Below are 24,320 nucleotides of genomic sequence, written 5' to 3' on the forward strand. Positions count from 1 at the left end.
CCGGGTGTGAATCGTCGAGAGGGAAGGCCAGGAGGTTCCGATGTCGTCACCCGCCACCCGCAGCCGGGAGAACACGAAGGCGCGTCTGCTGGAGGCCGCCGCGCAGGTGTTCGCCGAGGTCGGTCTGGACGGCGCCTCGGTCGAGGCGGTCTGCGAGCGCGCCGGCTTCACGCGCGGGGCGTTCTACTCGAACTTCGACTCGAAGGACGAGCTGTTCCTGACGCTCGCTGCCGGTGTCGCCGACGCGAGGGTGGCGGCCGTGCGGACTCGCGTGGAGCAGATGCGGGCGGACGGCGAGCTCGCCGACGACTGCGACCCGACAGATCTCGTCCAGCAGATCATGGAGCTCGGCAGCGACGACCGCCTGGGCGTGATGCTGATGAGCGAGATCCGGATCCGCGCCCTGCGCGACCCGCAGTTCGGCGAGGCCTACCTCGCCCAGGAGCGCGAGATGGTGGCGAGCATCGCACGCATCGTGGAGGACATCGTGGAGGCGGCGGGCACGCTGCGTCTCCGGCTGCCCGCGACCGATGCGGCGCGCATGCTGATGATCCTCTGGGAGGGCATGACCGTCCGCGGCGCCATGGCCGGCCGCGACGACGCGGCGCTGCGGCACTCCGGCGGCGAGGAGCTCGGGCGGCTCGTGGAGCTCCTCGTCGAGTCCTAGGCGCTGCGGGCTGCGAGCAGTTCGTGGTGGCAGCGGGCGAGGCGGGCCAGCCACCATTCCCGGCGTTCGTCCGCGGCGGCGAGGCGCGTGAGGGCTGACGGGTCGGGAGACAGGCGTCCGACCGGGATCGCCCCGTCGGCGGGGCGGAGGTCGGCGACGTCGTCCTGGAACAGCGAGGCCGTGCCCAGGCCGCAGTCGTAGTCGAGGGTCGGGAGGGCGGCGGCCAGGGCGGCTCCCTGCGTCAGGCCGATAGCGGTGTCCAGCGCGCTGGAGACGACCGCGGGCAGGCCGGCCGCGGTGACGATCTGCAGCGCGTGGGTGAGCCCGCCCAGCGGCTGCGCTTTGATGACGACGATGTCCGCGGCCCCCGCGCGCGCCACGGCGAGGGGGTCTCCGGACTTCCGGATGCTCTCGTCCGCCGCGACCGGGATCCCCATGTAGGCGATCCGCCGGCGCAGCTCGACGAGCTCGGGCACCGAGGCGCACGGCTGCTCGACGTACTCCAGGTCGAACGCGGCGAGCGCGTGGACGGCGTGCTCGGCCTCGTCGACGTTCCACAGGCCGTTGGCGTCGATCCGGATGCGGCCCTCCGGCCCGAGAGTCTCCCGGACGGCGCGGACCCGGTCGACGTCGTCCGCCAGCACCTGCCCGGGCTCGGCGACCTTGACCTTCGCGGTCCGGCATCCGGAGAAGCGCGCCAGGACCTCGGGCACGCGAGCGGCGTCGACGGCCGGCACCGTGGCGTTGACGCCCACCCGATCCCGCAGCGGCGCGGGTTGCGGGGCGTAGGCGTAGTCGATCGCGGCGGCCAGCCAGGTCGCCGCCTCGGCGTCGTCGTATTCGACGAAGGGGGAGAACTCGGCCCAGCCCTCCGGCCCTTCGAGCAACAGGGCCTCCCGTGTGTCGACGCCGCGGAAGCGGGTCTGCATCGGCAGGGCGACGACGCGGGCGGAATCGAGGAGCTCCGTGACGGCGGGGATCATGACCCCATTGTGCGCCACGACCCTCGGGAACATGTGGCACGGAGATGTGTCGTTGACAATGGTGCGTGACACACACTAATGTGATCGACATGAACGAGACGCTCGACACGCACCTGCAGGAACTGCGTCGGGGCACGGTGGTCCTGGCATGCCTGCAGCTGCTGCGCACGCCGGAGTACGGATACGCGCTGCTCGAGCAGCTCGAGAGCCGGGGCTTCGCCACCGATGCGAACACGCTCTATCCGCTGCTCCGTCGTCTGGAGAAGCAGGAATACCTGACGAGCGAGTGGAACACCGACGAGGCCCGTCCTCGCAAGTTCTACCGCACCTCGGAGGCCGGCATCCGGCTGGCCGACACCCTCACCGACGAATGGCGCGCGCTCACCGGCGCGATCGCCTCCCTCACCCCCGAGGAGAACTGACATGACCACGAGCACGCTCACCGAGCGTTACATCAGCGCCACGATCCGCAGCCTCGCACCGGAGGCGCAGGACGAGGTCCGCGCCGAGCTCGAAGCCGCCATCGCCGACGCCGTCGACGCGAGGCGGGAACAGGGCGAGAGCCCGGAGGAAGCGGAACGGGCCGTCCTCACCGACCTCGGCGACCCGGGCATCCTCGCCGCCGGATACGCCGACCGGCCGCTGCACCTCATCGGCCCTCGGTACTACCTCACCTGGTGGCGGCTGCTGAAGCTGCTCCTGTTCATCGTGCCGCCGTTCGCGGCCGTCGGGGTCGCGATCGGACAGCTGATCAACGGTGCCGACCCCGGAGAGGTCATCGGCGCGGTCGTCTCCGTCATGCTGTCGGTGATCGTGCACCTGTGCTTCTGGGTCACGCTCGTCTTCGTCGTGCTGGAGCGCACCGGTGCGGACACCGGGGTGCGATGGGACGTCGATCAGCTCCCCGAGCCCACGGAGCACGGGGCCGCTCGCGCCGACGTGATCGCCTCGCTCGTGTTCCTCCTCGCCGGCATCGGTGCGATCGTGTGGGACGCCACGCTCGGGTTCTTCCCGACCGGCGGCGACCCGATCCCGATCCTGGCGCCCGCGCTCTGGCCGGTGGGCATCGGCGTCCTCCTCGCGCTCATGATCGCCGAGGCCGGACTGGCCGTCGCCGTGTACGCGCGCCGCCGGTGGACCGTCGCCGCCGCCGTCGTGAACACCGTCCTCGCGGTCGCCTTCGCGGTGTGGGCGCTCACCCTGCTCCTTCGGGGCGAACTGCTGAACCCGGCCTTCCTGGAGTTCGTGTTCACGGGCAACGGGGTGGATGCCGACACGATGCGCGTCCTCACGGTGATCACGGGTGTCTGCCTCGTGGCCTTCCCGGCCTGGGACATCGTCGACGGGTGGATGAAGACGGCGCGTGCCCGGGGAATAGGCTGAAGACCGTGACCGATGCCTTCGTCTCCGACCTGTTCGATCCCGCCGAGTGGGAACTCGCGCCCGGCGCCGAGCACTACACCGACATCACCGCGCACGTGAGCCGCGACGGCGGGGTCGCCCGCATCGCCTTCGACCGGCCCGAGGTGCGCAACGCCTTCCGCCCGCACACGGTCGACGAGCTCTACCGCGCCCTGGACATCGCGCGGCAGGACGCGCGCATCGGGGCGGTGCTGCTGACCGGCAACGGACCGAGCCCGAAGGACGGCGGCTGGGCGTTCTGCTCCGGCGGCGATCAGCGCATCCGCGGCCGCGACGGGTACAAGTATGCTTCGACAGGCTCAGCAACCCAAGGGGGAGACTCAGCAACCGAGGGGGAAGGGGCCGCCCCGGCTGTCGGGCGGCTGCACGTCCTCGAGGTGCAGCGGCTCATCCGGTTCATGCCCAAGGTCGTCATCGCCGTGGTCCCCGGGTGGGCGGCCGGCGGCGGCCACTCGCTGCACGTGGTGTGCGACCTGACCATCGCATCGGCCGAGCACGCGCGCTTCAAGCAGACGGACGCCGACGTCGGCAGCTTCGACGCCGGGTACGGCTCCGCCTACATGGCCCGGCAGACGGGGCAGAAGTTCGCGCGGGAGGTGTTCTTCCTCGCCGAGGAGTACTCGGCGCAGCGGGCCTACGAGGCGGGCGCCGTGAACCGCGTGGTGCCGCACGCCGAGCTCGAGCGTGAGGCGCTGAAGATGGCGCGCACCGTGCTGACGAAGTCGCCGACGGCGATCCGGATGCTCAAGTTCGCCTTCAACGCGGTCGACGACGGCCTCGTCGGCCAGCAGGTGTTCGCGGGAGAGGCCACCCGTCTCGCCTACGGCACCGACGAGGCGGTGGAGGGCCGGGACTCCTTCCTCGAGAAGCGCGCCCCGGACTGGTCGTCCTTCCCCTGGCACTACTGAGTCCGCACGAGAGACGGAGCCGACCGTGACCGCGCTGATCCCGACCGACGCCGAGGACACCACGCTGCTGCGGGAGGCGCTGCTCCGGGCGCTCGACGAGGGACCGGCTCTCGGGTTCGGCATGCTCGCCGACGCTCCGGCGGAGGTGGACGACGGCATCGCCGCAGTGATCGCGACCTCCGGATCCAGCGGCGTCCCGAAGCGGGTGGCGCTGAGCGGCGAGGCCCTGCGGGCGAGCGCGGAGGCCACCGCCGCCCGGATCGGCAGCGGGCGCTGGCTGCTCGCGCTGCCGGCCGGTTACGTCGCGGGGCTGCAGGTGATGGTGCGGTCGATCCTCGCGGGCACGGAGCCGACGCGGATCGAGGGACGGTTCACGCCGCACGCGTTCGCCGAGGCCACGCGGGGCATGCTGCACGCCACGACCGCCGGTGTCGTCCCCGCGCTCTACACCTCCCTCGTCCCGGCGCAGATCGCGACGTTGCTGGACGCGACAGGGGAGCCGGGGGTGCTCGCGGCACTGCGGGCCTATGAGGCGATCCTCGTCGGCGGGCAGGCACTCCCGGATCCGCTGCGGGAGCGGGCGGCCGACCTCGGGGTCCGTCTCGTGCGGACCTACGGCTCGACGGAGACCAGTGGCGGCTGCGTGTACGACGGCGTCCCGCTCGACACCGTGCACGTCCGCGCCGTCGACGGGGAGCTGCGGATCGCCGGCCCCCTGCTCGCGGAGGGGTATCTCGGGGACCCGGCGCTGACCGCGCGCACGTTCGCCAGGGACGAGCACGGCATCCGCTGGTACCGGACGGGAGACCTCGGTCTCGTCGAGAACGGTGTGGTCCGCGTGCACGGCCGCGCCGACAACGTGATCGTGTCCGGCGGCATCAACATCTCGCTGGACCGGGTGGAGCGGATCGTGCGCTCGGTGCCCGGGCTGCATCAGGCCGTGGTCGTGGGCGTCGACGACGAGCGCTGGGGGGAGGCCTCGGTCATCGTCGCGGCGCGCGGGGAGGCCCTGCGGCGCAGCGAGTCCGAGCAGCTCGCCCAGGCCAGGGAGGCGGTGGCCCGCGAGATCGGCGCCCACGCGCGTCCGTCCCGTCTGATCCTCGTGGACGAGCTCGACGTCCTCTCCTCAGGCAAGCCCGACCGCGAGGCGATCCGCCGCATGGTCGCCTCCCTCTAGCCCGTCGACGGGGGTGCCAGACTGAGCGGATGGCCTCGTACACGCATGGACACCACGAATCCGTCCTCCGCTCGCACAGTGTGCGGGACATCGCGAACTCGGCGGCGTATCTGCGACCGCACCTCACGGCCGAGACCCGGCTCCTCGACGTGGGGGCGGGGCCGGGATCCATCACGGTGGACTTCGCGGGAGTGGTCGCGCACGTCACCGCGACCGAGATCGATGACGCCGCACTGTCCCTCTCGCGTGACCTCGCCGCGGCGCAGGGAGTCGCGAACATCGCCTTCTCCATCGAGGACGTGCACGCGCTGAGCTTCGCCGACGACTCCTTCGACGTCGTGCACGCGCACCAGGTGCTGCAGCACGTCGCCGATCCGGTGCAGGCGCTGCGGGAGATGCGTCGGGTCGCGAAGCCCGGGGGACTGGTCGCCGCTCGCGACGCCGACTACGCGGGCTTCCTGTGGTTCCCTGTCCTGCCGGAGCTCGACCGCTGGCTCGCGCTGTACCGCGCCGCCGCCCGGGCGAACGGCGGAGAGCCGGACGCCGGGCGCCGCCTGCTGTCCTGGGCGCGGGCGGCGGGCTTCGAGGACGTCTCGGCGACCGCGTCGACCTGGTGCTACGCGACCTCGTCCGAGCGCGCCTGGTGGGGCGGGATGTGGGCCGACCGCATCCTGGAGTCGGCGCTCGCGCGGCAGCTCGTGGACCAGGGCATGGCCACGCGCGTCGATCTGCAGGAGATCAGCGACGCCTGGAAGCGCTGGGCCGACGACGGCGACGGCTGGTTCCTCGTGCCGCACGGGGAGGTCCTCGCCCGCGCCTGACGGATACATCCCGCGACGGATGCCAGTCCACGAGCGCTCGCGTAGCGTGGGGGAGTGATCCGTCCGCTGTCCCGTACCGGCCTCGTCCTCGACATCGTCGGGGCGGTGCTGCTGTTCGCGCTCCTGACGCCGCTCGGGGTCGTGTTCTACGCCCCGCAGCCGGAGCTGGCCGGCTCGTCCGCGGTGAACGTCATCGGGCTGATCTCGTCGTCGGTGTTCCTGTTCGGCGGGGTGGCGATCGGACGCCTCGCTCCCGGTCTCGCGCTCGCCGCCGCCTGGGCCGGAGCCATCGTGCAGATGCTCGCCGGCTTCGGACCGCTGCCGACCGACTTCGCGATCCTCCTCGTGCTGTACGCGACGTCCGCGTGGGGGTCGCGCCGCGTGCTCTGGTGGGGGTTCGGCTCCGTCATCGTGGGCGGCATCGTCGCTTCGCTGTACCTGGTCTTCGTCGGGGGCGTCGCGTTCGGCTCCGGCAGCGGGTGGGAGCTCGTGACCGGCGGCACTCTGCTCGTGGCAGCCTCGATCATGGCGCTCGGGTTCGCGTGGGTGTGCGGCCTCCTCTGGCGGGTCGTGCTGCGCAACCGGCGCACGCGCTCGGCGCAGCTGCAGGCCGAGGCCCTGGCCGCCGAGGAGCAGGAGCGGGTGCGCATCGCGCGGGACATGCATGATGTGGTCGCCCACTCGCTCGCGGTCGTCATCGCTCAGGCTGACGGCGCGCGCTACGCCGCGGCGGTGAAGCCCGAGATCGCGACGGAGGCCCTCGGCACGATCGCGCAGACCGCCCGCGGAGCCCTGAGCGACGTGCGGATGCTCCTCACCCAGCTCCGCCATCGGCAGGGGGACGGTCCGCAGCCGACCCTCGCCGACCTCGAGACGCTGTTCGCCCAGGTGCGCCAGGCCGGCATCGAGCCGCGGGTCACGGTCGACCCGATGCCTCCGGGGGAGCCACCGGGGGCGATCCAACTCGCCGTCTACCGGATCCTCCAGGAGGCGTTGACGAACGCGATCCGCCACGGCGACGGCGCGGTGGACGTGCATCTCGCGTGGCTCCCCGATCGCGTGGACATCGAGGTGCGCAACGCCGTCTCGCCGGAGTCGACGCCGGGCGCGCCCGGGGGACACGGTCTGATCGGCATGCGCGAGCGGGCGCAGCTCGTGGGCGGTAGTCTGCAAGCCGAGCGCCGTGGTGCGCAGTTCGTCGTCCAGAGCAGCCTTCCGATCGGAGCCCCGCAGTGATCAGAGTCGTGCTCGTCGACGACCAGGCGCTGTTCCGTGCAGGTATCCGCATGCTCGTGGCCTCCCAGCCGGACCTCGAGGTCGTGGGGGAGGCGGGGAACGGGCAGGAGGCGCTCGCCGTGGTCGCCGCGACCCGGCCCGACGTGGTCCTCATGGACATCCGGATGCCGGTGATGGACGGGCTGACCGCGACCGCCGAGATCCTGTCCCGTCCGGAGCCCCCGCGCATCGTCATGCTCACCACGTTCGACCTCGACGAGGCGGCGGCGCGGGCGATCCGGCAGGGGGCGAGCGGCTTCCTCCTCAAAGACGCCGATCCGGAATTCCTGCTCGCGGCGATCCGGACGGTGCACGCGGGGTCGAGCGTCATCGCGGCGTCGGCGACCCGCGAGCTGTTCGAGCACTTCGCGGAGGCTCCGAAGCCGGTACCCCCGCAGTATGCCGAGTTGACGGAGCGGGAGCGGGAGATCTTCGCGCTCGCCGCCCGGGGCCTCTCGAACGCCGAGATCGCCGCGCGGGAGTTCCTCAGCGAGGCCACGGTGAAGACGCACATCAGCCGCATCCTCACGAAGCTCGCGCTCCGCGACCGTGTGCAGCTCGTCGTGTTCGCGTTCGAGCACGGCCTCGCCTGACGCCGACCCACCCCCTTCTGTTCGACCCGGCCCTTTGCGGCGGGCCGTAGAGGGGTGGGTCGAACGCAAGGGGGTGGGTCGAGGGGAGGGGGATCATCCTCCCGATGTATCGGGATGCTCCCGGAGGGCGACGCGGGGGGACCGGGCGCGGAAATAGCGTCGGAAGCATGGAGATCACGACCACCGACCTCGGGCTCGCCGCCCGCGTCCAGCACCTGAAGAAGACCTACGGTTCGGGCGAGGGCACCGTCCGCGCGCTCGACGATGTGAGCGTCGGCATCCGCCGCGGACAGTTCACCGCCATCATGGGCCCGTCCGGATCCGGCAAGTCCACCCTCATGCACATCATGGCCGGCCTCGACAGCCCGACGGAGGGGCGGGCGTGGATCGGCGACACCGAGATCACCGGCCTCGGCGACCTCGACCTGACGATCCTGCGCCGCCGCCGCGTCGGGTTCATCTTCCAGGCGTTCAACCTCGTCCCCACGCTCGACGCCCTCGGCAACATCCTGCTGCCGTTCGAGCTCGACGGCCGTCGGCCCAGCGCCATCGAGCGGGCAAGGATCGACGGTCTCATCGAGACGCTCGGCCTCGGCAAGCGCCTCGGGCACCGGCCGCACCAGCTCTCGGGCGGACAGCAGCAGCGCGTCGCGATCGCCCGCGCCCTCGCCACCGCCCCCGACCTGGTGTTCGCGGACGAGCCCACGGGCAACCTCGACTCCCAGACCGGACGGGAGGTGCTGCGCCTGCTCGCCTCCGCCAGCCGGGAGCACGGCCAGTCCATCGCGATGGTCACGCACGACGCGATCGCGGCCAGCCATGCCGATCGGGTGCTCTACCTCGGCGATGGGCGCATCGTCGCAGACCACCCGCGGCAGACCGCGGAGCAGATCTCCGCCTACATGCTCGCCGCGGAGGTGTCGGCATGACCGCGCTCACCACGGTCGTCCCGGAGACGCGGACGACCGGACCCCGGCTGGCCTGGCTCCGCGACCGCGGCATGGGCGCGAGCGTCCTCGTCGCCGCGCTGTCGTCGGCGTTCGGGGTGTTCCTCGTCGAGATCACGGCCTACATCGGCGCCGTCCTCCAGGCCGATCCGTTCATCGGCGACAGCGGCACGCTCGCGGTCGTCGTCGCGATCCTGTCGGTGCTGCTCACGGCGGTGGCGATGTACGTGGCGGCGATCGTCACGGCGAACACGTTCTCGACGATCATCGCGGGACGCACGCGGCAGATCGCGCTGATGCGTCTCATCGGGGCGACGGCGCGATCGCAGCGGGCGCAGGTCGGCCGGCAGGGCCTCGTCGTCGGGCTCCTCGGAGCAGGGCTGGGGCTGCTCGCCGGCCTCCTCCTCTCCGCGGCCGCGGTGCAGCTCGGCGGACAGCTCGTCGCCACCGCGCCGTCGTCCTTCTCGCTCGCGCAGCCCGCTCTCGCCCTTCCGGCGGTCGGCGTCGCGCTCACCACGTGGGCCGCCGCATGGGTGGGCTCCCGCCGCGTCCTCGCGGTGACCCCCCTGCAGGCTCTGGGCGGCGCGGTGGAGCGCACGCGCGACGAGGTCTCCGGGCGGAAGGGCCGCCATGTCGGGGCCTGGGTGCTGTTGATCTCCGGCGCTGCTCTGCTCGCGGGCGGGGTCGTCCTCGGCCTCGTCACGCCGCTCGGGGTCGTGGTCGCGTTCTTCGGCGGCATCCTCTCCTTCACCGGGCTGGCCCTGGGGTCCGTGCTGTTCATGCCGCCGGTGCTCCGGCTCGTGGGGCGGATGTTCGGGTCGAGCGCGACCGCCCGTCTCGCGGCCGAGAACGCCCTGCGGTACCCGGAGCGGTCGTCGCGGATGGCCATCGGCGTCGTCATGGGCGTGACCCTGGTGACGATGTTCGCGGTGGCGCTGGAGTCGTCGAAGCGCCTCATGACGAGCCAGACCACGGAGGAGATCCCGGCCGAGTTCTTCGCGCCCTACGACGCCTTCGCGGCGATCATGATGGTGCTCGTCGCGGTCTCCGCGGTGATCGCGGCGGTCGGCCTCGTCAACCTCCTCACCATCGGCGTCGTGCAGCGTCGTCGCGAGCTGGGGCTGCTGCGCTCGATCGGCCTGTCCAACCGGCAGGTGCGCCGCATGGTGCTGCTGGAGGCGACGCACATCACGGTGGCAGCCACCCTCACCGGGCTCGTGCTCGGGGTGCTCTACGGGTGGATCGCGGCCCAGTCGCTGCTGGGCTCCGTGCCGGTCCTGCCGGAGTTCACGCCCGCAGGGCTGATCGCTCCGCAGGTGCCGTGGCTCCCCGTGGTGATCATCGTCGCCGCGACGGCGCTCCTCACCCTCGTGGCCGCCGCGACGCCCACCCGGTTGGCGACCAGGGTGGCTCCGGTCGAGGCGCTCGCCGCCGACTGACGGCTCTAGGCTGGACGGATGCCGTCGCCGTTCGATCAGTCCCCGTACCAGGTCCGACTCGACTGGGGGGTGTCAGGGCTCGCCCGCCTCGCCCCGGCCGACGTGGTCGTGGTGATCGACGTCCTCCGGTTCTCCTCGACGGTCGTCGACGCGGTGGCCGCGGGAACGGACGTCGACCTCTCGACAGCCCTCGGATGGTCGCGGAACGGGGCGGCGGTGGCCGATGCCGCCGCCTCGACCGGGGCCACCGTCCTGCTGGGGGCGATCCGCAACGCCGGTGCCGTGGCCAGGGCCGTGCAGGTCGAGCAGGAGCGCCGGCAGGGCCGCACCTCGGTGGCACTCATCCCGGCGGGGGAGCTCGACGCCGCGGGGGAGCTGCGCGTCGCGGTGGAGGACCAGCTCGGGGCCGGCGCGATCGCCGCGGCTCTGACCGACCTCGGCATCGACCACACGGCGCCGGACGCGGCCGTGGCAGCGGAGGGCTTCCGTGCCCTGCGGCGCGCGGTGAAGCACCTGATCGGGGCGACGGGTTCCGGACGCGAGCTGCAGGCCGGCGTCCCGGCCACCGATCGGATCCGGGCCGCCGGACTGGAGCCGACCAGCACCGCCGACGCGGCCGTCCTCGATGCCGCGGACACCGTCCCCGTCCTGCGCGACGGGCGGTTCACGCGCTACGAGTGAGCGCGCCTTCCGCGTAGGGTCGAGGAATGAGGTTCCTCCCCGCTCTCCTCGTCGACGCCGTCCTCGTCCTCGTCTTCGCCGCCATCGGCCGGGCCTCCCACCAGGAGGACCCGGCAGGGTTCCTTCTCACGGCCTGGCCCTTCCTCGTCGCCCTGCTGCTCGGGCACGCTGTCGCGGCGCTGCTCCCCGGGCGCCCGCGTCGGCCGTGGTCGCTGCCGTGGGGCGCGGTGGTCTGGGCGGTGACGGTCGTCGGCGGCATGCTGCTGCGGCTGCTCAGCGGAGACACCGCGGAGCTGCCCTTCGTCATCGTGGCGACGCTCGTGCTCGGCGTGTTCCTGCTCGGCTGGCGTGGGCTCACCGCGCTCGTCCGTCGCCGACGCGTGACCGCGGCGGCTGCGACGGGGGAGGACTCCGCCGTGCCCGCTCCGGAGGCCGCACCGGTCGCCGAAGAGGTGGCGCCGGAGGATGAGGCGCACACGCCCGATGAGGAGAACCGATCCGCCTCCGATGAGCAGGCCCGTCCCGGCGGCCCGTCGGCCTGACACGGCTCCGCTCGCGCCGCTCCGGCAGGACTCAGCGCGGCGCCTGCGCCGCGAGCCGGGCGTCGGTGGTGATCTCACGACGCGTCCAGGCGAACAGATGTTGCGCGTCGAATGTGCGGGAGCACCGGGCGCAGGACGTGGCTCGCGTCGGGCGCCGGTGGCGGTACGTGACGTGTCCGGCCGGGCATCGCCCCACCCAGGGGGCGAGCTCGACCGCGGTCTCCCCGTGATGCGTCGTACCGCCGACGTAGCCCAGGTCGCGCGCCACGCGCTTCCACGCCGGACCGTGCGCCGCCTTGTGCCCGGCGAGCGCGTGCGCGACCTCGTGCAGCAGCACCTGATGGATGTCGTCGTCCTCGAAGCGGGCGGCGAGATACCGCGACACGGTGATGCGCTTGCGCGTGTAGTCGCACTGCCCGGCGCGACGCTTGGCATGGTCGAAGTCGAACGACCAGCTGTCGTCGAGATGCAACCGGATCAGTGCCTCGCCCCAGACGCGCACGCGGTCAAGTTCCGCCATGCGCTCAGGCTAAGGCATGCCGCGGACACTCAGGCGCATCGGCGTCAGCCCGCGACGAGCTGCGCCGGACGACGACGCTCCACGGCCTCGATGGCCAGCAGCACCGTCTCGAGCTCGCGGTCCTCGGCGCCGGACTCGCGCCGCAGGAACAGCGACTGCTTGAAGCTCTCCCGCGCGGTCTCGTAGTCTCCCGCGTCGTAGGCGTTCTTGCCGTGGTGCTGGTAGGCGAACGCGGCGATCGACAGCCAACGCTGGCCCTCGGCCTCCGTGGCGCAGGTGGCCAGCTCCTGCTCGGCGGCGGCGTGGGCCCCGCGGTACTGCAGGATCGTGGCGTGGAGCACGCGGGCGCGGAGCACGTCCTTGCGCGTGCCGGCCATGCGGGCCTGCCGCACGGCCTCGTCGGCGAGGACGAGGGCGTCGTCGAGGCGACCGAGCACCTTCAGCAGCCACACGCGCTCGAGCAGGGCGGGAAGGCTCCGCTGCTCCTCGATCTCGTCCAGGCGGGCGGCGCACTCATCGAGGTCGACGCGTTCGCGGAGGCTCTCCTGGTCGTATCCCCGGATCAAACTCATTGCTCTCCTTCCGCGCGTCCCCGCGACTGTCCCCGTCCAGTCTGCCTGCCGCTTCCGCGCTCCTCGGGGCGGCGCGCCCGGTCAGCGCAGGAACAGCGACGCATCCGGGCGCGGGGAGGCGACCGCGTCGGCATCGGTGACGATGCGGGCCCCCTGGAGGAAGGCGCGGGCCTCGTCCCCCTGGGCGATCTTCGCGGCGTGCGGGCCGGCGGCCAGTATCCGCGGCAGCCACTCCGTCGGCAGCGGCGCGGCGGATGCCGCCAGCACGAGATTGCCGAAGCGGCGGCCCTTGAGCACCTGGGTGTCGGCGAGGATGCCGATCTCCGGAAGGACCTCGGCGATCGTCGCGGCCTGTCGACGGGCGAACGCGAGACCGGGGCCGTCGGCGACGTTGACCAGCAGCACCCCGCCGGGCGCGAGCAGCGCGGCGAGCTCGCGGTAGAACTCCACGCTCGTGAGGTGGGCGGGGGTCTGCGCGCCCGAGTACACGTCGGAGACGACGAGATCGCAGGCGGTGTGCAGGGCGGCCGGGAGCTTGCGGACTCCCTCCCTGGCATCGCCGATGCGCAGGCGGATCGCCGCCCCCTTCGGCAGCGGGAGGTGCTCGCGGACGAGCTGGACGAGCGGGGCCTCCAGCTCGATGACCTGCTGACGGGACCCCGGCCGCGTCGCGTCGATGTAGCGGGGGATCGTCAGGGCGCCGGCGCCGAGGTGGACGGCGGTGAGCGGTCCGGGGCGGAGCTGGTCGATCACGGCGCCCATCCGCACGATGTACTCGAAGTGCAGGTGGGTGGGGTCGTCCAGATCGACGTGGGACTGCGGGGTCTCGTCGACCACGAGCTCGAAGCCGCTCGTGAACTCGGAGGGGACGATGCGGGCGATTCCGCCGTGGTCGAGACGGGTCTGCGGGTGCTCGGCATCCCGTGATCGCGTCCGTCCCATGTCGTCGAGCCTACGCCGCGCCCGCCTCGGGTCAGCGCTGGTTGCCCACCGCGCAGGTCTCCTGCTCGAGGGTCTGGCCCGAGACCTCCGGCGGGAGGGTCGCGCGGGCATCCGGCGTTGCGGTCGCCTCGGGACCGGGGTCCGACTCCGGGGCCGTGGGCGCCGTGGGAGCGGGGGTGACGAGCTCCACGCCGCGGTGCGTCGTCACGTCTCCGGTGAGCTGCAGCGGTTTGCCGGCCCTCACCGCATCCCAGAGCGCGGCGGCGGCGTCCTCGTCGGGCACGACCTTGTCGTCGTCGAACGGGTCGACGACGTTCGGATACTGCACGAAGGCGAAGTCGCCGAACCTCACGTCCTTGAGAGCGAGCGCGAGCTGCGCCAGCCGCAGCGGGTCGGCGAGCTCGTCGCTGGGGTCGATGTTGTCGGCGATGGCGTTCGTCAGCCGGAGCACCTTGGGGATGTCGGTCAGCGTCTCCTCGCTCAGCACCTTCTTGGCCAGTCGCGACATGTACTGCTGCTGATTGGAGATGCGGGCGAGGTCGCTCTCGTCCCCCACGCCGTGCCGGGTGCGGATGAACTGGAGCGCCTCCACGCCCGAGACCGTCCGCATGCCCGCCGGCCAGTCGATGCCCGTGTGGCGGTCGCGGATGCCGTCGCCGGCGATGCAGACCTCGACCCCGCCTATCGCATCGGTGACGGCCATGACGCCGTCGAAGCTGATCTTGGCGGCGAACTCCACGGGGATGTCACCCAGTTCGCTCACGGTCTTCGCGATACAGGAGAGGCCGGCGTGCTCGAACAGCGAGTTCATCGATGCCTTCTCCATCGCCGACGCGACGGAGCCGTCCTCGCGGGTGCATTCCGGCACGGGCACGCCGAGGTCGCGGGGGAGGGAGACGACGGTCACGTTCCGCGGGGCGGCGGAGACGTGCACGAGGAGGTTCACGTCGTTCCGACTGAGGCCGTCCGCCTCGGCGCAGCGCTCATCGAAGAGCGCGGTGGCCTTCGGGCCGCATTCGTCCGTGCCCACGATGAGGATGCTGAAGGCCTTGTCGTCGGGATACGCGCCGAGGGTGGGCGGGTCGACCTGCGGTGCACCCTCCAGGGTGACGGCCCCGTCGCCCACGCGGTTGAACACGTCCCAGACGAGGAACCCGGCGACCGCCGCGGTCGAGACCAGCACCACGGCGAGTCCGATCCCGAGCCCGCGGAGCACGCGGGACGCGCGTCCGCGTGCAGGGTGCGGGGCATGCCGGGGGAGTGGGCGGCGGTCGGCGTCAGATCCACGTCGGGGCATGCGGGGAGCCTACCCCGGAGGCCTGATGTTACGGCGGTGTGACGATTCTGGGAGGAACTTGCAGGGAATTAGTTAGTCGTGAATACTTTTTCCTATCCCCGGTACGCACCCGATGCACACCTGGACTTTCAAAGAGGAGATCCCCCCATGCACAAGCGCATTCTTCCGGCGGTGGCGCTCGGCGCCGTCGCCACGATCGCTCTGGCCGGCTGTGCCGGCGGCAGCGGTGACAACGGCTCGACCAACGGCGAGGGCCAGGAGCTGACCGTCTGGATCATGAAGGGGACCAACCCCGACGCGACCGCCTTCTACGACAAGGTCTCGGAGGCCTTCGAGGAGGAGACCGGTGCGAAGGTCACCATCGAGGAGATCCAGTGGGCCGACGCCCACGACCGCTTCGTGACCTCGATCGCCGGGAGCACGACCCCGGACATCGCCGAGACCGGCACCACCTGGACCGCGGAGTTCGCCGACGCCGGCGCGCTCCTCCCGCTCGACGAGTACGTCGACGCCGAGGACGGCCTCCGCGACGACCTCGTCGAGGGCCTCGCCGTCGCCGGCACCTACGAGGACGAGCTGTACGGCATGCCGTGGTACGCCGGCGTCCGCTCCATCGTCTACCGCACCGACGTGTTCGAGGAGCTCGGTCTCGAGGCTCCGAAGACCTGGGACGACATCGTCGCCGCGGGTGAGGCCATCAAGGCCGCCAAGCCCGACATGCTGCCCTTCCCCGTCGCGGGCGACGCCGAGTTCCAGGTCTACCCCTGGGTCTGGGGCGCCGGCGGCGAGATCGCCACGAAGGACGGCGACACCTGGACCAGCGAGCTCGACAGCGCCGAGTCGCAGGCCGGCATCGAGTTCTACACGGGTCTGGCCACCGAGCACGGCTTCTCGTCGGCCGGTGCGACCACGTGGAAGGAGACCGACCTCCGGGACGCCTTCACGCAGGGCAACGTCGCGATGATGCTCTCCGGCTCCTGGACGCCGAACGCCCTCATCGAGGCCAACCCCGAGCTCGAGGGCAAGATCGGCGCCGCCGTGATCCCCGGCCAGGACGGCGGCATCGCGCCCTCCGTGCTCGGCGGCTCGCACCTGTCGGTGTTCAACACCACGAAGAACGCCGACCTCGCGTGGGAGTTCGTCAAGCTCATGACCACCGGTGAGTTCGCCGAGCAGTGGTCCGACGAGACCGGCTACTTCCCTGGCGTCCAGTCCGCGATGGAGGAGGCCCTCGCCTCGACCGACCCGCTCGTCGCACCGTTCGCCGAGCAGATGGTCGACGGCGGCGCGTCCGTCCCGGTCACGCCGAACTTCGGCGCCGTGCAGGCGAAGAAGACCACCAACGCCATGATCCAGGCCATCCTCAGCGGGCAGAAGGACGTCGCGACCGCGACGAAGGACGCCGCTGCCGAGATGACCGAACTGCTCAACCAGTAAGGAACCATTCCTTCCATGTCGATGGTGCAAGCGCCACTGCCGGCCACGAAGGCGGAGCCCTCCTCCGCCTCCGTGGCCGGCGGCCGGAAGCGTCGGGGTCTCTCGATCGTCACGGCCCGCCCCTGGCTCCTCCTCGCCCCCGGGCTGATCATCCTCGCGGGGCTGATGCTCTGGCCGCTCGTGCAGGTGTTCCTCTACTCGCTGCAGGACTACGGTCTGCGCGAGATCAACACCGGTGAGAGCAACTGGATCGGGCTGGACAACTACGCCGAGGCGCTCACCAATCCGACCCTGTGGACGGTGGTGCTCCCCAACACGGTCGGCTTCGCGGCCGTCGCGGTGTTCACCACCGTCGCACTCGGAACCCTCGTGGCGCTGCTGCTGGCGCGGCTGGGCACCGTGTGGCGCACCATCGTCTCCAGCTGCATCATGGTCGCGTGGGCGATGCCCGCCGTGACCGGCACGTACGTCTGGACCTTCATCTTCGATGCCGACCGCGGCATCTTCAACAGCGTCCTGCAGGACCTCGGCCTCATCGACGGTCAGGTCAACTGGTTCACCAACCAGTGGTCGTTCTACGCGATCGTGCTGCTGAACGTCGTCCACCACGGCTTCCCGTTCGTGGCCATCACCGTGCTCGCCGGCCTCCTGGGCGTCTCGAAGGAGATGCTCGAGGCCGCGGCGCTCGACGGGGCCGGCGCGTGGCGCCGCTTCTGGAAGATCATCTTCCCGACGCTCAAGCCCGTCTTCTCCGTCGTCATCATCCTGTCGACGATCTGGGACTTCAAGGTCTTCGCGCAGGTCTACCTCATGCCCGGCGGCAGCGGCGGCAACCGTCAGGTGCTCAACCTCGGCGTGTGGTCGTACGTGGAGTCGTTCGGTCAGAACCGCTACGGGTTCGGCGCCGCGCTGGCGGTGCTGCTGACCCTCGTGCTGATCGGCATCACGATCGTCTACATCCGCTCCCTCATGAAGGAGGACGAGCTGTGAACCCCCGCCCCAGGCTCCGGTCGCGCATCGGACTCGGCATCGGCGTCGCCGCCGTCCTCATCTTCACGCTGTTCCCCGTCTACTGGATGGTCTCCAGCGCGTTCGACGGCAAGGCCTCCAGCGGTGGGCAGTCGCTCCTCCCGCAGGAGTTCACGTGGGACAACTTCGCCTTCGTGCTCACCGAGGGCGGCTTCGGCACCTACCTGCGCAACTCCGCCATCGTGGCCCTCGTCACGGTGCTCGTCAGCGCGATCGTCTGCCTGCTCGCGGCGGTCGCCGTGGCGCGGTTCCGCTTCAAGTTCCGCACCACGGTCCTGATGATGATCCTCGTGGTGCAGATGGTGCCGCTCGAGGCCCTGGTCATCCCGCTGTTCCTCCAGGTGAAGAGCCTCGGCCTGCTGAACAGCATCATCGGCCTCATGGTGGTCTACGTGGCGCTGTCGCTCGCGTTCGGCATCTGGATGCTGCGCGGCTTCGTCGCCGCCGTCCCGGTCGAGCTCGAGGAGGCCGCCTACATCGACGGCGCGAGCTGGTGGCGGATGTTCCGCTCGATCCTGCTGCCCCTGGTGATGCCCGGCCTCGTCGCGACGAGCATCTTCAGCTTCATCACGGCGTGGAACGAGTTCATCTTCGCCATGACGATCCTCGGCGCGCAGACCGACCAGTACACGGTCTCGATCGGGCTCAAGTCGTTCTTCGGCCTGTACTCGAACGACTGGGGCAGCATCATGGCCGCCTCCACGATCATCACCGTGCCCGTCATGATCTTCTTCGTCATCGTGCAGCGCCGGCTCTCCGCCGGCATGGTCGCGGGAGCGGTGAAGGGATGACCGACGAGCTCGAGCGCCTCGCGAACGGCGTGCTCTGGCCCGGGTTCCTCGGCACCACGGCGCCCGCCTGGCTCGTGGAGGAGCTGCGCGACGGCCTGGCCGGAGTCGTGTACTTCGGACAGAACGTGGGAGAGGGACTGCCCGCGCTGAGTGCGCAGATCCTCGACGCGAACCCGGACGCCCTGATCGGCGTGGACGAGGAGGGCGGCAGCGTCACGCGGCTGGAGTCCGGGAGCGGCTCGACCCTTCCCGGCGCCGCGCAGCTCGGTGCCCTCGACGACGTGGTCGCGTCGGAGCGGACCGGAGCGGAGCTCGCCCGTCGCGTGCGCGCCGTCGGTGCGAACGTGGTGCTCGGTCCGGTCGCCGACGTCAACACCGACCCGCGCAACCCCGTCATCGGCGTGCGCTCGTTCGGATCCGACGAGGCGCTGGTGACGCGCCACGTCGTCGCCACGGTCGACGGCATCCAGGACGGCGGCGTCGCCGCGTGCGTCAAGCACTTCCCCGGTCACGGCGACACCCACCTCGACTCGCATCACGCGCTTCCCGAGATCGCGCTCGACGTGGCCGAGTACGAACGCGTGCACCTCGAGCCGTTCCGGGCGGCCGTCGAGGCGGGCGTCGACGCGATCATGACCGCGCACATCGTCGTCCCGGCGTGGGGCGCGCAGCCGGCGACCCTCAACCCGCGTGTGCTCGGCATGCTGCGGGAGTGGGGCTTCCGGGGCGTCATCATCACCGATGCGCTGGACATGGCCGCGATCCGCGAGACCGTCGGGCTGGGAGGAGGCGCCGCCCTCGCTCTGGCCGCCGGCGCCGACCTCCTGTGCATCGGAAACCCGACCAACCCCGGCGACGCCGCCCTTCCCGACCAGGACCGCCGCGACTTCCTCGCCGCCCGCGACGGGATCGTGGCCGCGCTGCGTGACGGCTCGCTCTCCCGGGAGCGCGTCGAGGAGGCCGCCGCGCGGGTGTCGGCCCTCGCCACCCGGCTGCGCACGAGCGATGCCTCGGACGAGGAGATCGCCGCGTTCGACGCCGCCGAGATCGTCCGTCGGTCCGTGTCGCTGACCGGCGTCGCACCCGAGGCCGCCGACGCCCTGGCGGTGATCGACGCCCGACGTCGCTCGACGCTCGCGGTGGACAGCGCCGCCTCCTACGTGGCCGAAGCGCTCGCGGGAGACGGCGTCCGGGTGCGGCTCGACGTGGCCGCGCGCACCGTGGACGAGCAGGACGCCGTGATCGACGAGGTCGCCGCGGCGACCGGCACGACGGTCGTCCTCGTGGACCGGCCGGATGCGGAGCCGGCGCAGCGCGCACTCATCGAGCGGACCGCGCTCCGGGATCCGGGAGCGGTCGTGGTGAACGTCGGCCTGCACGTACAGGAGCCGCTGCCGCTGCCCACCATCGAGGTCGGTGCCGCCAGCCGGCTCGGCGCTCAGACCGCGCGGGACGCGCTCCTCGGCCGCTTCGTGCCCCGACAGAGGACGACCGCCGCCGGTTGAGACGGGATCAGCGCATGGACGACGACGTTCTGGCCGTGGTGCGGCGCTCCCTCCCCAAGCTCAGCGCGGCGGAGGGACGCGTCGCCGAGAGGATCCTCGGGGACCCCACCCTCGTGGTGGACCTCGCGATCAACGACCTCGCGCAGCTCTGCCAGACCTCGCTCTCGACCGTCGCCCGGTTCGCGCAGTCGTTGGGCTACAGCGGCTATCGGGAACTCCGGGTGGCCGTCGCCCGCGCGGTCACCCTCGCACAGGCGCAGCAGGCCCGCTTCGGACTCGATTCCACGGCTATCGACCGGGACGACGGGCCGGCCGCGATCGCCGCGAAGCTCGCCGCGCAGGAGATCGACGCGATCGAGAAGACGGCACGGGCCCTGGACGCGGACGCCCTCGACCGGGTCGCGCGGGCGGTGGTCGTCGCCCGGCACATCGACCTGTTCGGGCAGGCGGCGTCGTCGCTGACCGCCCAGGATCTCCAGCTCAAGCTGTCCCGGATCGGCTGCTCGGTGACCCACTCGGCCGATCCGCACCTCGCGATCACCGCGGCCTCGTTGCGGTCGTCCGCCGACGTGGCGATCGCCTTCTCACACGGCGGCGAGACGGCCGAGACGGTCCGCGCCCTGGAGGTCGCGCGGGCCACGGGTGCACTCGCGGTGGCGGTGACGAGCGCTGCGGACTCCCCGCTCGCGGCCATCGCCGACGTCGTGCTCCTCAGCCAGGCCCAGGAGTCGCCGTTCCGGATGGCCGCCATGTCGAGCCGCATCGCGCAGCTCGCGCTCATCGATGTGCTCTTCGTGCGGATCGTGCAGCACCGGGGCGAGCACGTCGCGGTGTCGCTGCAGCGCACGCACGACGCGGTCCCGCCGCGGCGTGGACGTCACGCGGACTGAGGTCGCCCGGTCAGTCGACGTGGTCCCGCGTGCTGGTGATCGCGCGCGTCGCGATGCGGTGGGCGCGGGCCAGGCTCCCACCCAGGGTCAGACCGGTCAGGACGCCCGCGAGGAAGCCCGCGGCGAACGCGTCGCCCGCTCCGATCGTCTCCACGACCGGTACGTCGAGGGCGTCGCTGGCCGCGCGCTCCGCGCCGTCGAACGCGACGGCACCGGCGGGGTGGGTCACGACCAGGTACCGCGGCTCGGGGAACAGCGTCCGCAGGTCGTCCGGTGCGCTCGTCCCGAACACGGCCTCGGCATCCGGCCGGGTGCAGAAGACGATGTCGGCGCGGTGGGCGAGGTCGGTGAGCAGGGCACGCCCCTCGTCCTCCCGCCCCCGCCACAGCGCGGGGCGCCAGTTGAGATCGAAGCTGACGAGGCGGCCGGGTCGGGGCGCCGCCACCAGGGCCTCCTGGGCGGCGCGTGCGGACGGAGAGAGCGCCGGCGTGATGCCAGAGGTGTGCACGAGGGCTGCCGCGGCGAGCAGCTCCGTCGCCACCGGCGACTCCAGCGAACCCGGTGACAGCGCCGCCGCGGCCGACCCCGCACGGTAATAGTGCATGGTCCCGTCCACGGCGCCGTCCGTCCGCGGCGAGAGCTCCTTGACGTAGAGCCCCGTCGGCGCGACCGGGTCGACCTCGACGGCGCGGTCGTCGACCCCGTGCGCACGGAGCTCGGCGGTGAGGAACCGTCCGAACCCGTCGTCTCCGACGCGGGACACGACCGCGGTCCGGATGCCGGCGGAGGCGAGTGCGATCGCGGTGTTCCACTCCGCCCCGGCGAGGGAGCGGTGGAACGTGCGGCAGGTCTCGAGCGGCCCGGCGGTGGCGGAGACGAGGGCGACCAGGCCCTCGCCCAGGCACACGACGAGGGGAGTGGTGTCCGGCACGTTCTGGACATTACCGGATCGACGGCGGCCCCGCGTCGATACCGGATCGCAACATCGGACTCTTGGCATCCGCCGGGCCGCTGGGTACCTTCGAGGAATCACCGTCTCCGCGGCGACGATGCCCGGAGACGCGCAAGGAAGCGCCCGACAGGGAAGGTCATACACACATGCACCAGTCAGCCATGCCTCGGCGAGGACTCGCCGCCGTCACCGGAGCGACCATCGCCGCTCTCGCACTCGCCGGATGCGTCGCCAGCGAGCGCGGGGACAACGGGTCGGAAGGATCGGGTGACGTCGACGGCACCTTCGTCTTCGCCGCCTCCTCGGATCCCGCGAGCCTCGACCCGGCGTTCGCGCAGGACGGCGAGACCTTCCGCGTCTCCCGCCAGATCTTCGAGGGTCTGGTGGGCACGGAACCCGGCACGGCCGACCCGGCACCGCTGCTGGCGGAGTCGTGGGAGTCGTCCGAGGACGGCATGTCCCACACCTTCGCGCTGAAGGAGGGCGTGACCTTCCAGGACGGCACCCCGTTCAACGCCGAGGCCGTCTGTGCCAACTTCGACCGCTGGTACAACTGGACCGGTCTCGCCGCCTCCGAGGCCTTCGGGTACTACTACAACAAGCTCTTCAAGGGCTACGCCTCCAACCCGGAGGACGCGGTCTACAAGTCGTGCACGCCGGACGGCGACAACTCCGTCACCATCGAGCTGAACAAGCCGTTCGCCGGCTTCATCGCCTCGCTGTCGCTGCCGGCCTTCGGCATGCAGAGCCCCTCGGCGATGCAGGAGTTCGGCGCTGACGAGGTCGGCGGCACCGCCGAGGCCCCGCAGCTCTCCGAGTACGCCATGGGACACCCGGTCGGCACCGGCCCCTACCAGTTCGAGGAGTGGGCACCGGGCGAGCAGGTCACGCTCAAGGCCTACGACGACTACTGGGGCGAGGCCGGCCAGATCGACGAGATCATCTTCCGCACCATCGACGACCCGACGGCCCGTCGCCAGGCGCTCGAGTCGGGTTCCATCGACGGCTACGACCTCGTGGGCCCCGCCGACACGAAGGCGCTGGAGGAGGACGACTTCACCATGGTGTCGCGTCCCCCGTTCACGATCCTCTACCTCGCCTTCAACCAGGCGATCCCGGAGCTGCAGGACCCGAAGGTGCGTGAGGCGCTGTCCTACGCGATCGACAAGGACGCCCTCATCAGCCAGGTCCTCCCGGAGGGCACCGAGAAGGCGACGCAGTTCGTCCCGCCGGTGGTCAACGGCTACAACGACGAGGTCACGACCTACGACTACGACCCGGAGAAGGCCAAGGAGCTCCTCGCGGAGGCGGGCTACGACGAGGCGAACCCGCTGGCGCTGGACTTCAACTACCCGGTCAACGTCTCGCGTCCGTACATGCCGGACCCCGAGCAGATCTACACCGTCCTGTCGTCGCAGCTCTCCGAGGTCGGCGTGGAGACCACCCCGGTCTCCGAGGAGTGGGTCGAGTACCTCGACCGCACCACCGGCACCGCCGACCACGGCATCCACCTGCTCGGCTGGACCGGCGACTACAACGACACCGACAACTTCGTCGGCGTCTTCTTCGGCCAGAAGAGCTCCGAGTGGGGCTTCGACAACCCGGAGCTGTTCCAGGCGCTGACCGAGGCGCGCGGGGTCTCCAACCTCGACGACCAGACGGCGCTGTACGAGGACATCAACGAGATGGTCGCGGAGTTCATCCCCGGCGTCCCGCTCGCGCACCCGGCGCCGACGCTCGCCTTCGACCCGCGCGTCGAGAGCTACCCCGCCAGCCCGGTGAACGACGAGGTCTTCACGGACATCGTCCTCACGAAGTAGGCCTGACCTTTTGATATGCCGAGCCCCGGTTCCGCTCCTGCGGAACCGGGGCACGGCGTACCTTCTGATCGACGGAGAACTCTGTGCTGCGCACCATCGGCAGGCGACTGCTGTTCCTCATCCCCACCCTGTTCGGGCTCAGCATCCTGCTGTTCGCCTGGGTCAGGGCCCTCCCCGGCGGCCCCGCGGTCGCCCTCCTCGGCGAGAAGGCCACCCCGGAGGCCATCGCCAGGGTCAACGAGCTCTACGGCTTCAACAAGCCCCTCATCGAGCAGTACTTCATCTGGGTCACCCGGCTGCTGCAGGGCGACTTCGGTACGTCCATCCAGACCAACCGGCCGGTCACGGAGGAGTTCCTCCGCCGATTCCCCGCGACGATCGAGCTGAGCGTCGCGGCGCTCATCTTCGCCATCGGGGTCGGCATCCCGCTCGGATACTGGGCGGCCCGTCGCCACGGAAAGTTCACCGATCACGCGTCGGTCGTGCTGAGCCTCATCGGCATCACGATCCCGGTGTTCTTCCTCGCCTTCATCCTCAAGTACGTCTTCGCCGTGCAGCTGGGCTGGCTGCCCTCGGACGGTCGGCAGGATCCACGGATCGATGCGACCCATCCCACGGGCTTCTACGTCTGGGACGGCATCATCACGGGGGAGTTCGACGCCGCATGGGATGCGATCCTCCACCTGATCCTCCCGGCGCTCGCCCTCGGCACCATCCCGCTCGCGATCATCGTCCGCATCACCAGGGCGAGCGTGCTGGAGGTGCAGAACGCCGACTACGTGCGGACGGGGCGGGCGAAGGGCGTGGGCTCCGCCACCCTGCGCAGCCGGTTCATCCTCCGGAACGCCATGCTCCCGGTCATCACGACGATCGGTCTGCAGACGGGACTGCTCATCTCGGGGGCGGTGCTCACCGAGACGGTGTTCGCCTTCCCCGGCATCGGGTCGTTCCTCGCGCGGGCGATCTTCACGCGCGACTTCCCGGTGCTGCAGGGGTTCATCATCTTCATCGCGATCGCCTACGCCCTCATCAACCTGGCCGTGGACGTGTCGTACAGCTTCATCGATCCGAGAGTGAGAGTGCAGTGATGTCCTCCTCCCTCATCCGAAA

Annotated in this window: 25 protein-coding genes; 19 read left to right on the forward strand and 6 right to left on the reverse strand. The window is 71.2% G+C overall.

Annotated elements, in window-relative coordinates; all coding sequences use genetic code 11:
• Positions 1-40 precede the first annotated feature (40 nt).
• Positions 41-667: a TetR/AcrR family transcriptional regulator gene (locus tag M4D53_RS06930; protein WP_259952956.1), complete on the forward strand. Its 627-nt coding sequence runs from the start codon at positions 41-43 to the stop codon at positions 665-667.
• Here the strand turns inward: M4D53_RS06930 and M4D53_RS06935 are convergent.
• The gene (locus M4D53_RS06935; protein WP_259952957.1) at positions 664-1,650 is read right to left on the reverse strand and encodes an o-succinylbenzoate synthase; all 987 of its coding nucleotides are present in this window, start codon (positions 1,648-1,650) and stop codon (positions 664-666) included. The genes M4D53_RS06930 and M4D53_RS06935 overlap by 4 nt on opposite strands.
• A gap of 89 nt (positions 1,651-1,739) precedes the next feature.
• Here M4D53_RS06935 and M4D53_RS06940 point away from each other — a divergent pair, with 89 nt between their 5' ends.
• The 11 genes from M4D53_RS06940 to M4D53_RS06990 all read left to right on the forward strand — a co-directional run bounded on the left by M4D53_RS06940 (position 1,740) and on the right by M4D53_RS06990 (position 11,455).
• Positions 1,740-2,072, forward strand: coding sequence for a PadR family transcriptional regulator (locus M4D53_RS06940; protein ID WP_187663339.1), 333 nt, complete (start codon positions 1,740-1,742; stop codon positions 2,070-2,072).
• Position 2,073: 1 nt separating this feature from the next.
• The gene (locus tag M4D53_RS06945; RefSeq protein ID WP_259952959.1) at positions 2,074-3,033 is read left to right on the forward strand and encodes a permease prefix domain 1-containing protein; all 960 of its coding nucleotides are present in this window, start codon (positions 2,074-2,076) and stop codon (positions 3,031-3,033) included.
• Between the two features lie 5 nt (positions 3,034-3,038).
• The gene (locus M4D53_RS06950) at positions 3,039-3,980 is read left to right on the forward strand and encodes a 1,4-dihydroxy-2-naphthoyl-CoA synthase (RefSeq protein ID WP_259952961.1); all 942 of its coding nucleotides are present in this window, start codon (positions 3,039-3,041) and stop codon (positions 3,978-3,980) included.
• Between the two features lie 25 nt (positions 3,981-4,005).
• Entirely contained in the window at positions 4,006-5,157 is a 1,152-nt protein-coding gene (locus M4D53_RS06955; RefSeq protein ID WP_259952965.1) for an AMP-binding protein, read from the forward strand.
• A gap of 29 nt (positions 5,158-5,186) precedes the next feature.
• Complete coding sequence (locus M4D53_RS06960; RefSeq protein WP_259952966.1) at positions 5,187-5,978, forward strand: class I SAM-dependent methyltransferase; 792 nt, start codon at positions 5,187-5,189, stop codon at positions 5,976-5,978.
• A gap of 54 nt (positions 5,979-6,032) precedes the next feature.
• Positions 6,033-7,214, forward strand: coding sequence for a sensor histidine kinase (locus M4D53_RS06965; RefSeq protein WP_259952968.1), 1,182 nt, complete (start codon positions 6,033-6,035; stop codon positions 7,212-7,214).
• Positions 7,211-7,846 carry a response regulator gene (locus tag M4D53_RS06970; protein ID WP_060922342.1) on the forward strand — a complete coding sequence of 212 codons (636 nt, stop codon included), beginning with the start codon at positions 7,211-7,213 and terminating at the stop codon, positions 7,844-7,846. The genes M4D53_RS06965 and M4D53_RS06970 overlap by 4 nt, the downstream gene beginning before the upstream one ends.
• Before the next feature lie 167 nt (positions 7,847-8,013).
• A complete protein-coding gene (locus M4D53_RS06975; RefSeq protein WP_136051761.1) occupies positions 8,014-8,775 on the forward strand; it encodes an ABC transporter ATP-binding protein in 762 nt (253 codons plus the stop codon).
• Positions 8,772-10,232 carry an ABC transporter permease gene (locus M4D53_RS06980; protein WP_259952970.1) on the forward strand — a complete coding sequence of 487 codons (1,461 nt, stop codon included), beginning with the start codon at positions 8,772-8,774 and terminating at the stop codon, positions 10,230-10,232. The genes M4D53_RS06975 and M4D53_RS06980 overlap by 4 nt, the downstream gene beginning before the upstream one ends.
• Before the next feature lie 18 nt (positions 10,233-10,250).
• A complete protein-coding gene (locus M4D53_RS06985) occupies positions 10,251-10,913 on the forward strand; it encodes a 2-phosphosulfolactate phosphatase (protein ID WP_259952971.1) in 663 nt (220 codons plus the stop codon).
• 26 nt (positions 10,914-10,939) lie between these two features.
• Complete coding sequence (locus tag M4D53_RS06990) at positions 10,940-11,455, forward strand: DUF3054 domain-containing protein (RefSeq protein ID WP_311198659.1); 516 nt, start codon at positions 10,940-10,942, stop codon at positions 11,453-11,455.
• A 31-nt stretch (positions 11,456-11,486) separates the two neighbouring features.
• On the opposite strand, the gene M4D53_RS06995 is transcribed toward M4D53_RS06990, so the two are convergent.
• The 4 genes from M4D53_RS06995 to M4D53_RS07010 form a co-directional block, all read right to left on the reverse strand.
• Complete coding sequence (locus M4D53_RS06995; protein WP_187663348.1) at positions 11,487-11,975, reverse strand: SprT-like domain-containing protein; 489 nt, start codon at positions 11,973-11,975, stop codon at positions 11,487-11,489.
• Between the two features lie 44 nt (positions 11,976-12,019).
• Complete coding sequence (locus M4D53_RS07000; protein WP_187663349.1) at positions 12,020-12,547, reverse strand: hypothetical protein; 528 nt, start codon at positions 12,545-12,547, stop codon at positions 12,020-12,022.
• An 81-nt stretch (positions 12,548-12,628) separates the two neighbouring features.
• The gene (locus tag M4D53_RS07005) at positions 12,629-13,489 is read right to left on the reverse strand and encodes a spermidine synthase (protein ID WP_259952975.1); all 861 of its coding nucleotides are present in this window, start codon (positions 13,487-13,489) and stop codon (positions 12,629-12,631) included.
• Between the two features lie 31 nt (positions 13,490-13,520).
• Positions 13,521-14,786, reverse strand: coding sequence for an LCP family protein (locus tag M4D53_RS07010; protein ID WP_187663351.1), 1,266 nt, complete (start codon positions 14,784-14,786; stop codon positions 13,521-13,523).
• A gap of 147 nt (positions 14,787-14,933) precedes the next feature.
• On the opposite strand from M4D53_RS07010, the gene M4D53_RS07015 reads away from it, so the two are divergent.
• Genes M4D53_RS07015 through M4D53_RS07035 form a run of 5 tightly spaced genes read left to right on the forward strand, consistent with a single transcriptional unit; the run spans position 14,934 to position 20,438 of the window.
• On the forward strand, positions 14,934-16,223 hold the full coding sequence (locus tag M4D53_RS07015) for a sugar ABC transporter substrate-binding protein (RefSeq protein WP_259952977.1): 1,290 nt from the start codon (positions 14,934-14,936) through the stop codon (positions 16,221-16,223).
• Positions 16,224-16,238: 15 nt separating this feature from the next.
• Positions 16,239-17,213 (forward strand): carbohydrate ABC transporter permease, encoded by a 975-nt coding sequence (locus M4D53_RS07020; protein ID WP_187663353.1) that lies wholly within the window; start codon positions 16,239-16,241, stop codon positions 17,211-17,213.
• Positions 17,210-18,043: a carbohydrate ABC transporter permease gene (locus M4D53_RS07025; protein ID WP_187663354.1), complete on the forward strand. Its 834-nt coding sequence runs from the start codon at positions 17,210-17,212 to the stop codon at positions 18,041-18,043. Before M4D53_RS07020 ends, M4D53_RS07025 begins: the two co-directional genes overlap by 4 nt.
• Positions 18,040-19,548 carry a glycoside hydrolase family 3 protein gene (locus M4D53_RS07030; RefSeq protein WP_259952979.1) on the forward strand — a complete coding sequence of 503 codons (1,509 nt, stop codon included), beginning with the start codon at positions 18,040-18,042 and terminating at the stop codon, positions 19,546-19,548. Before M4D53_RS07025 ends, M4D53_RS07030 begins: the two co-directional genes overlap by 4 nt.
• 14 nt (positions 19,549-19,562) lie before the next feature.
• Complete coding sequence (locus tag M4D53_RS07035) at positions 19,563-20,438, forward strand: MurR/RpiR family transcriptional regulator (RefSeq protein ID WP_259952981.1); 876 nt, start codon at positions 19,563-19,565, stop codon at positions 20,436-20,438.
• A gap of 10 nt (positions 20,439-20,448) precedes the next feature.
• Here M4D53_RS07035 and M4D53_RS07040 read toward each other — a convergent pair whose 3' ends face one another.
• Positions 20,449-21,369 (reverse strand): sugar kinase, encoded by a 921-nt coding sequence (locus tag M4D53_RS07040; RefSeq protein WP_187663357.1) that lies wholly within the window; start codon positions 21,367-21,369, stop codon positions 20,449-20,451.
• Positions 21,370-21,536: 167 nt separating this feature from the next.
• On the opposite strand from M4D53_RS07040, the gene M4D53_RS07045 reads away from it, so the two are divergent.
• Both M4D53_RS07045 and M4D53_RS07050 read left to right on the forward strand, forming a co-directional pair.
• On the forward strand, positions 21,537-23,210 hold the full coding sequence (locus M4D53_RS07045; protein ID WP_187663358.1) for an ABC transporter substrate-binding protein: 1,674 nt from the start codon (positions 21,537-21,539) through the stop codon (positions 23,208-23,210).
• Positions 23,211-23,293: 83 nt separating this feature from the next.
• The gene (locus M4D53_RS07050) at positions 23,294-24,298 is read left to right on the forward strand and encodes an ABC transporter permease (protein ID WP_060922593.1); all 1,005 of its coding nucleotides are present in this window, start codon (positions 23,294-23,296) and stop codon (positions 24,296-24,298) included.
• The last annotated feature ends 22 nt before the right edge of the window (positions 24,299-24,320 follow it).

This window comes from Microbacterium meiriae, assembly GCF_025143875.1.
Classification (GTDB): domain Bacteria; phylum Actinomycetota; class Actinomycetes; order Actinomycetales; family Microbacteriaceae; genus Microbacterium; species Microbacterium meiriae.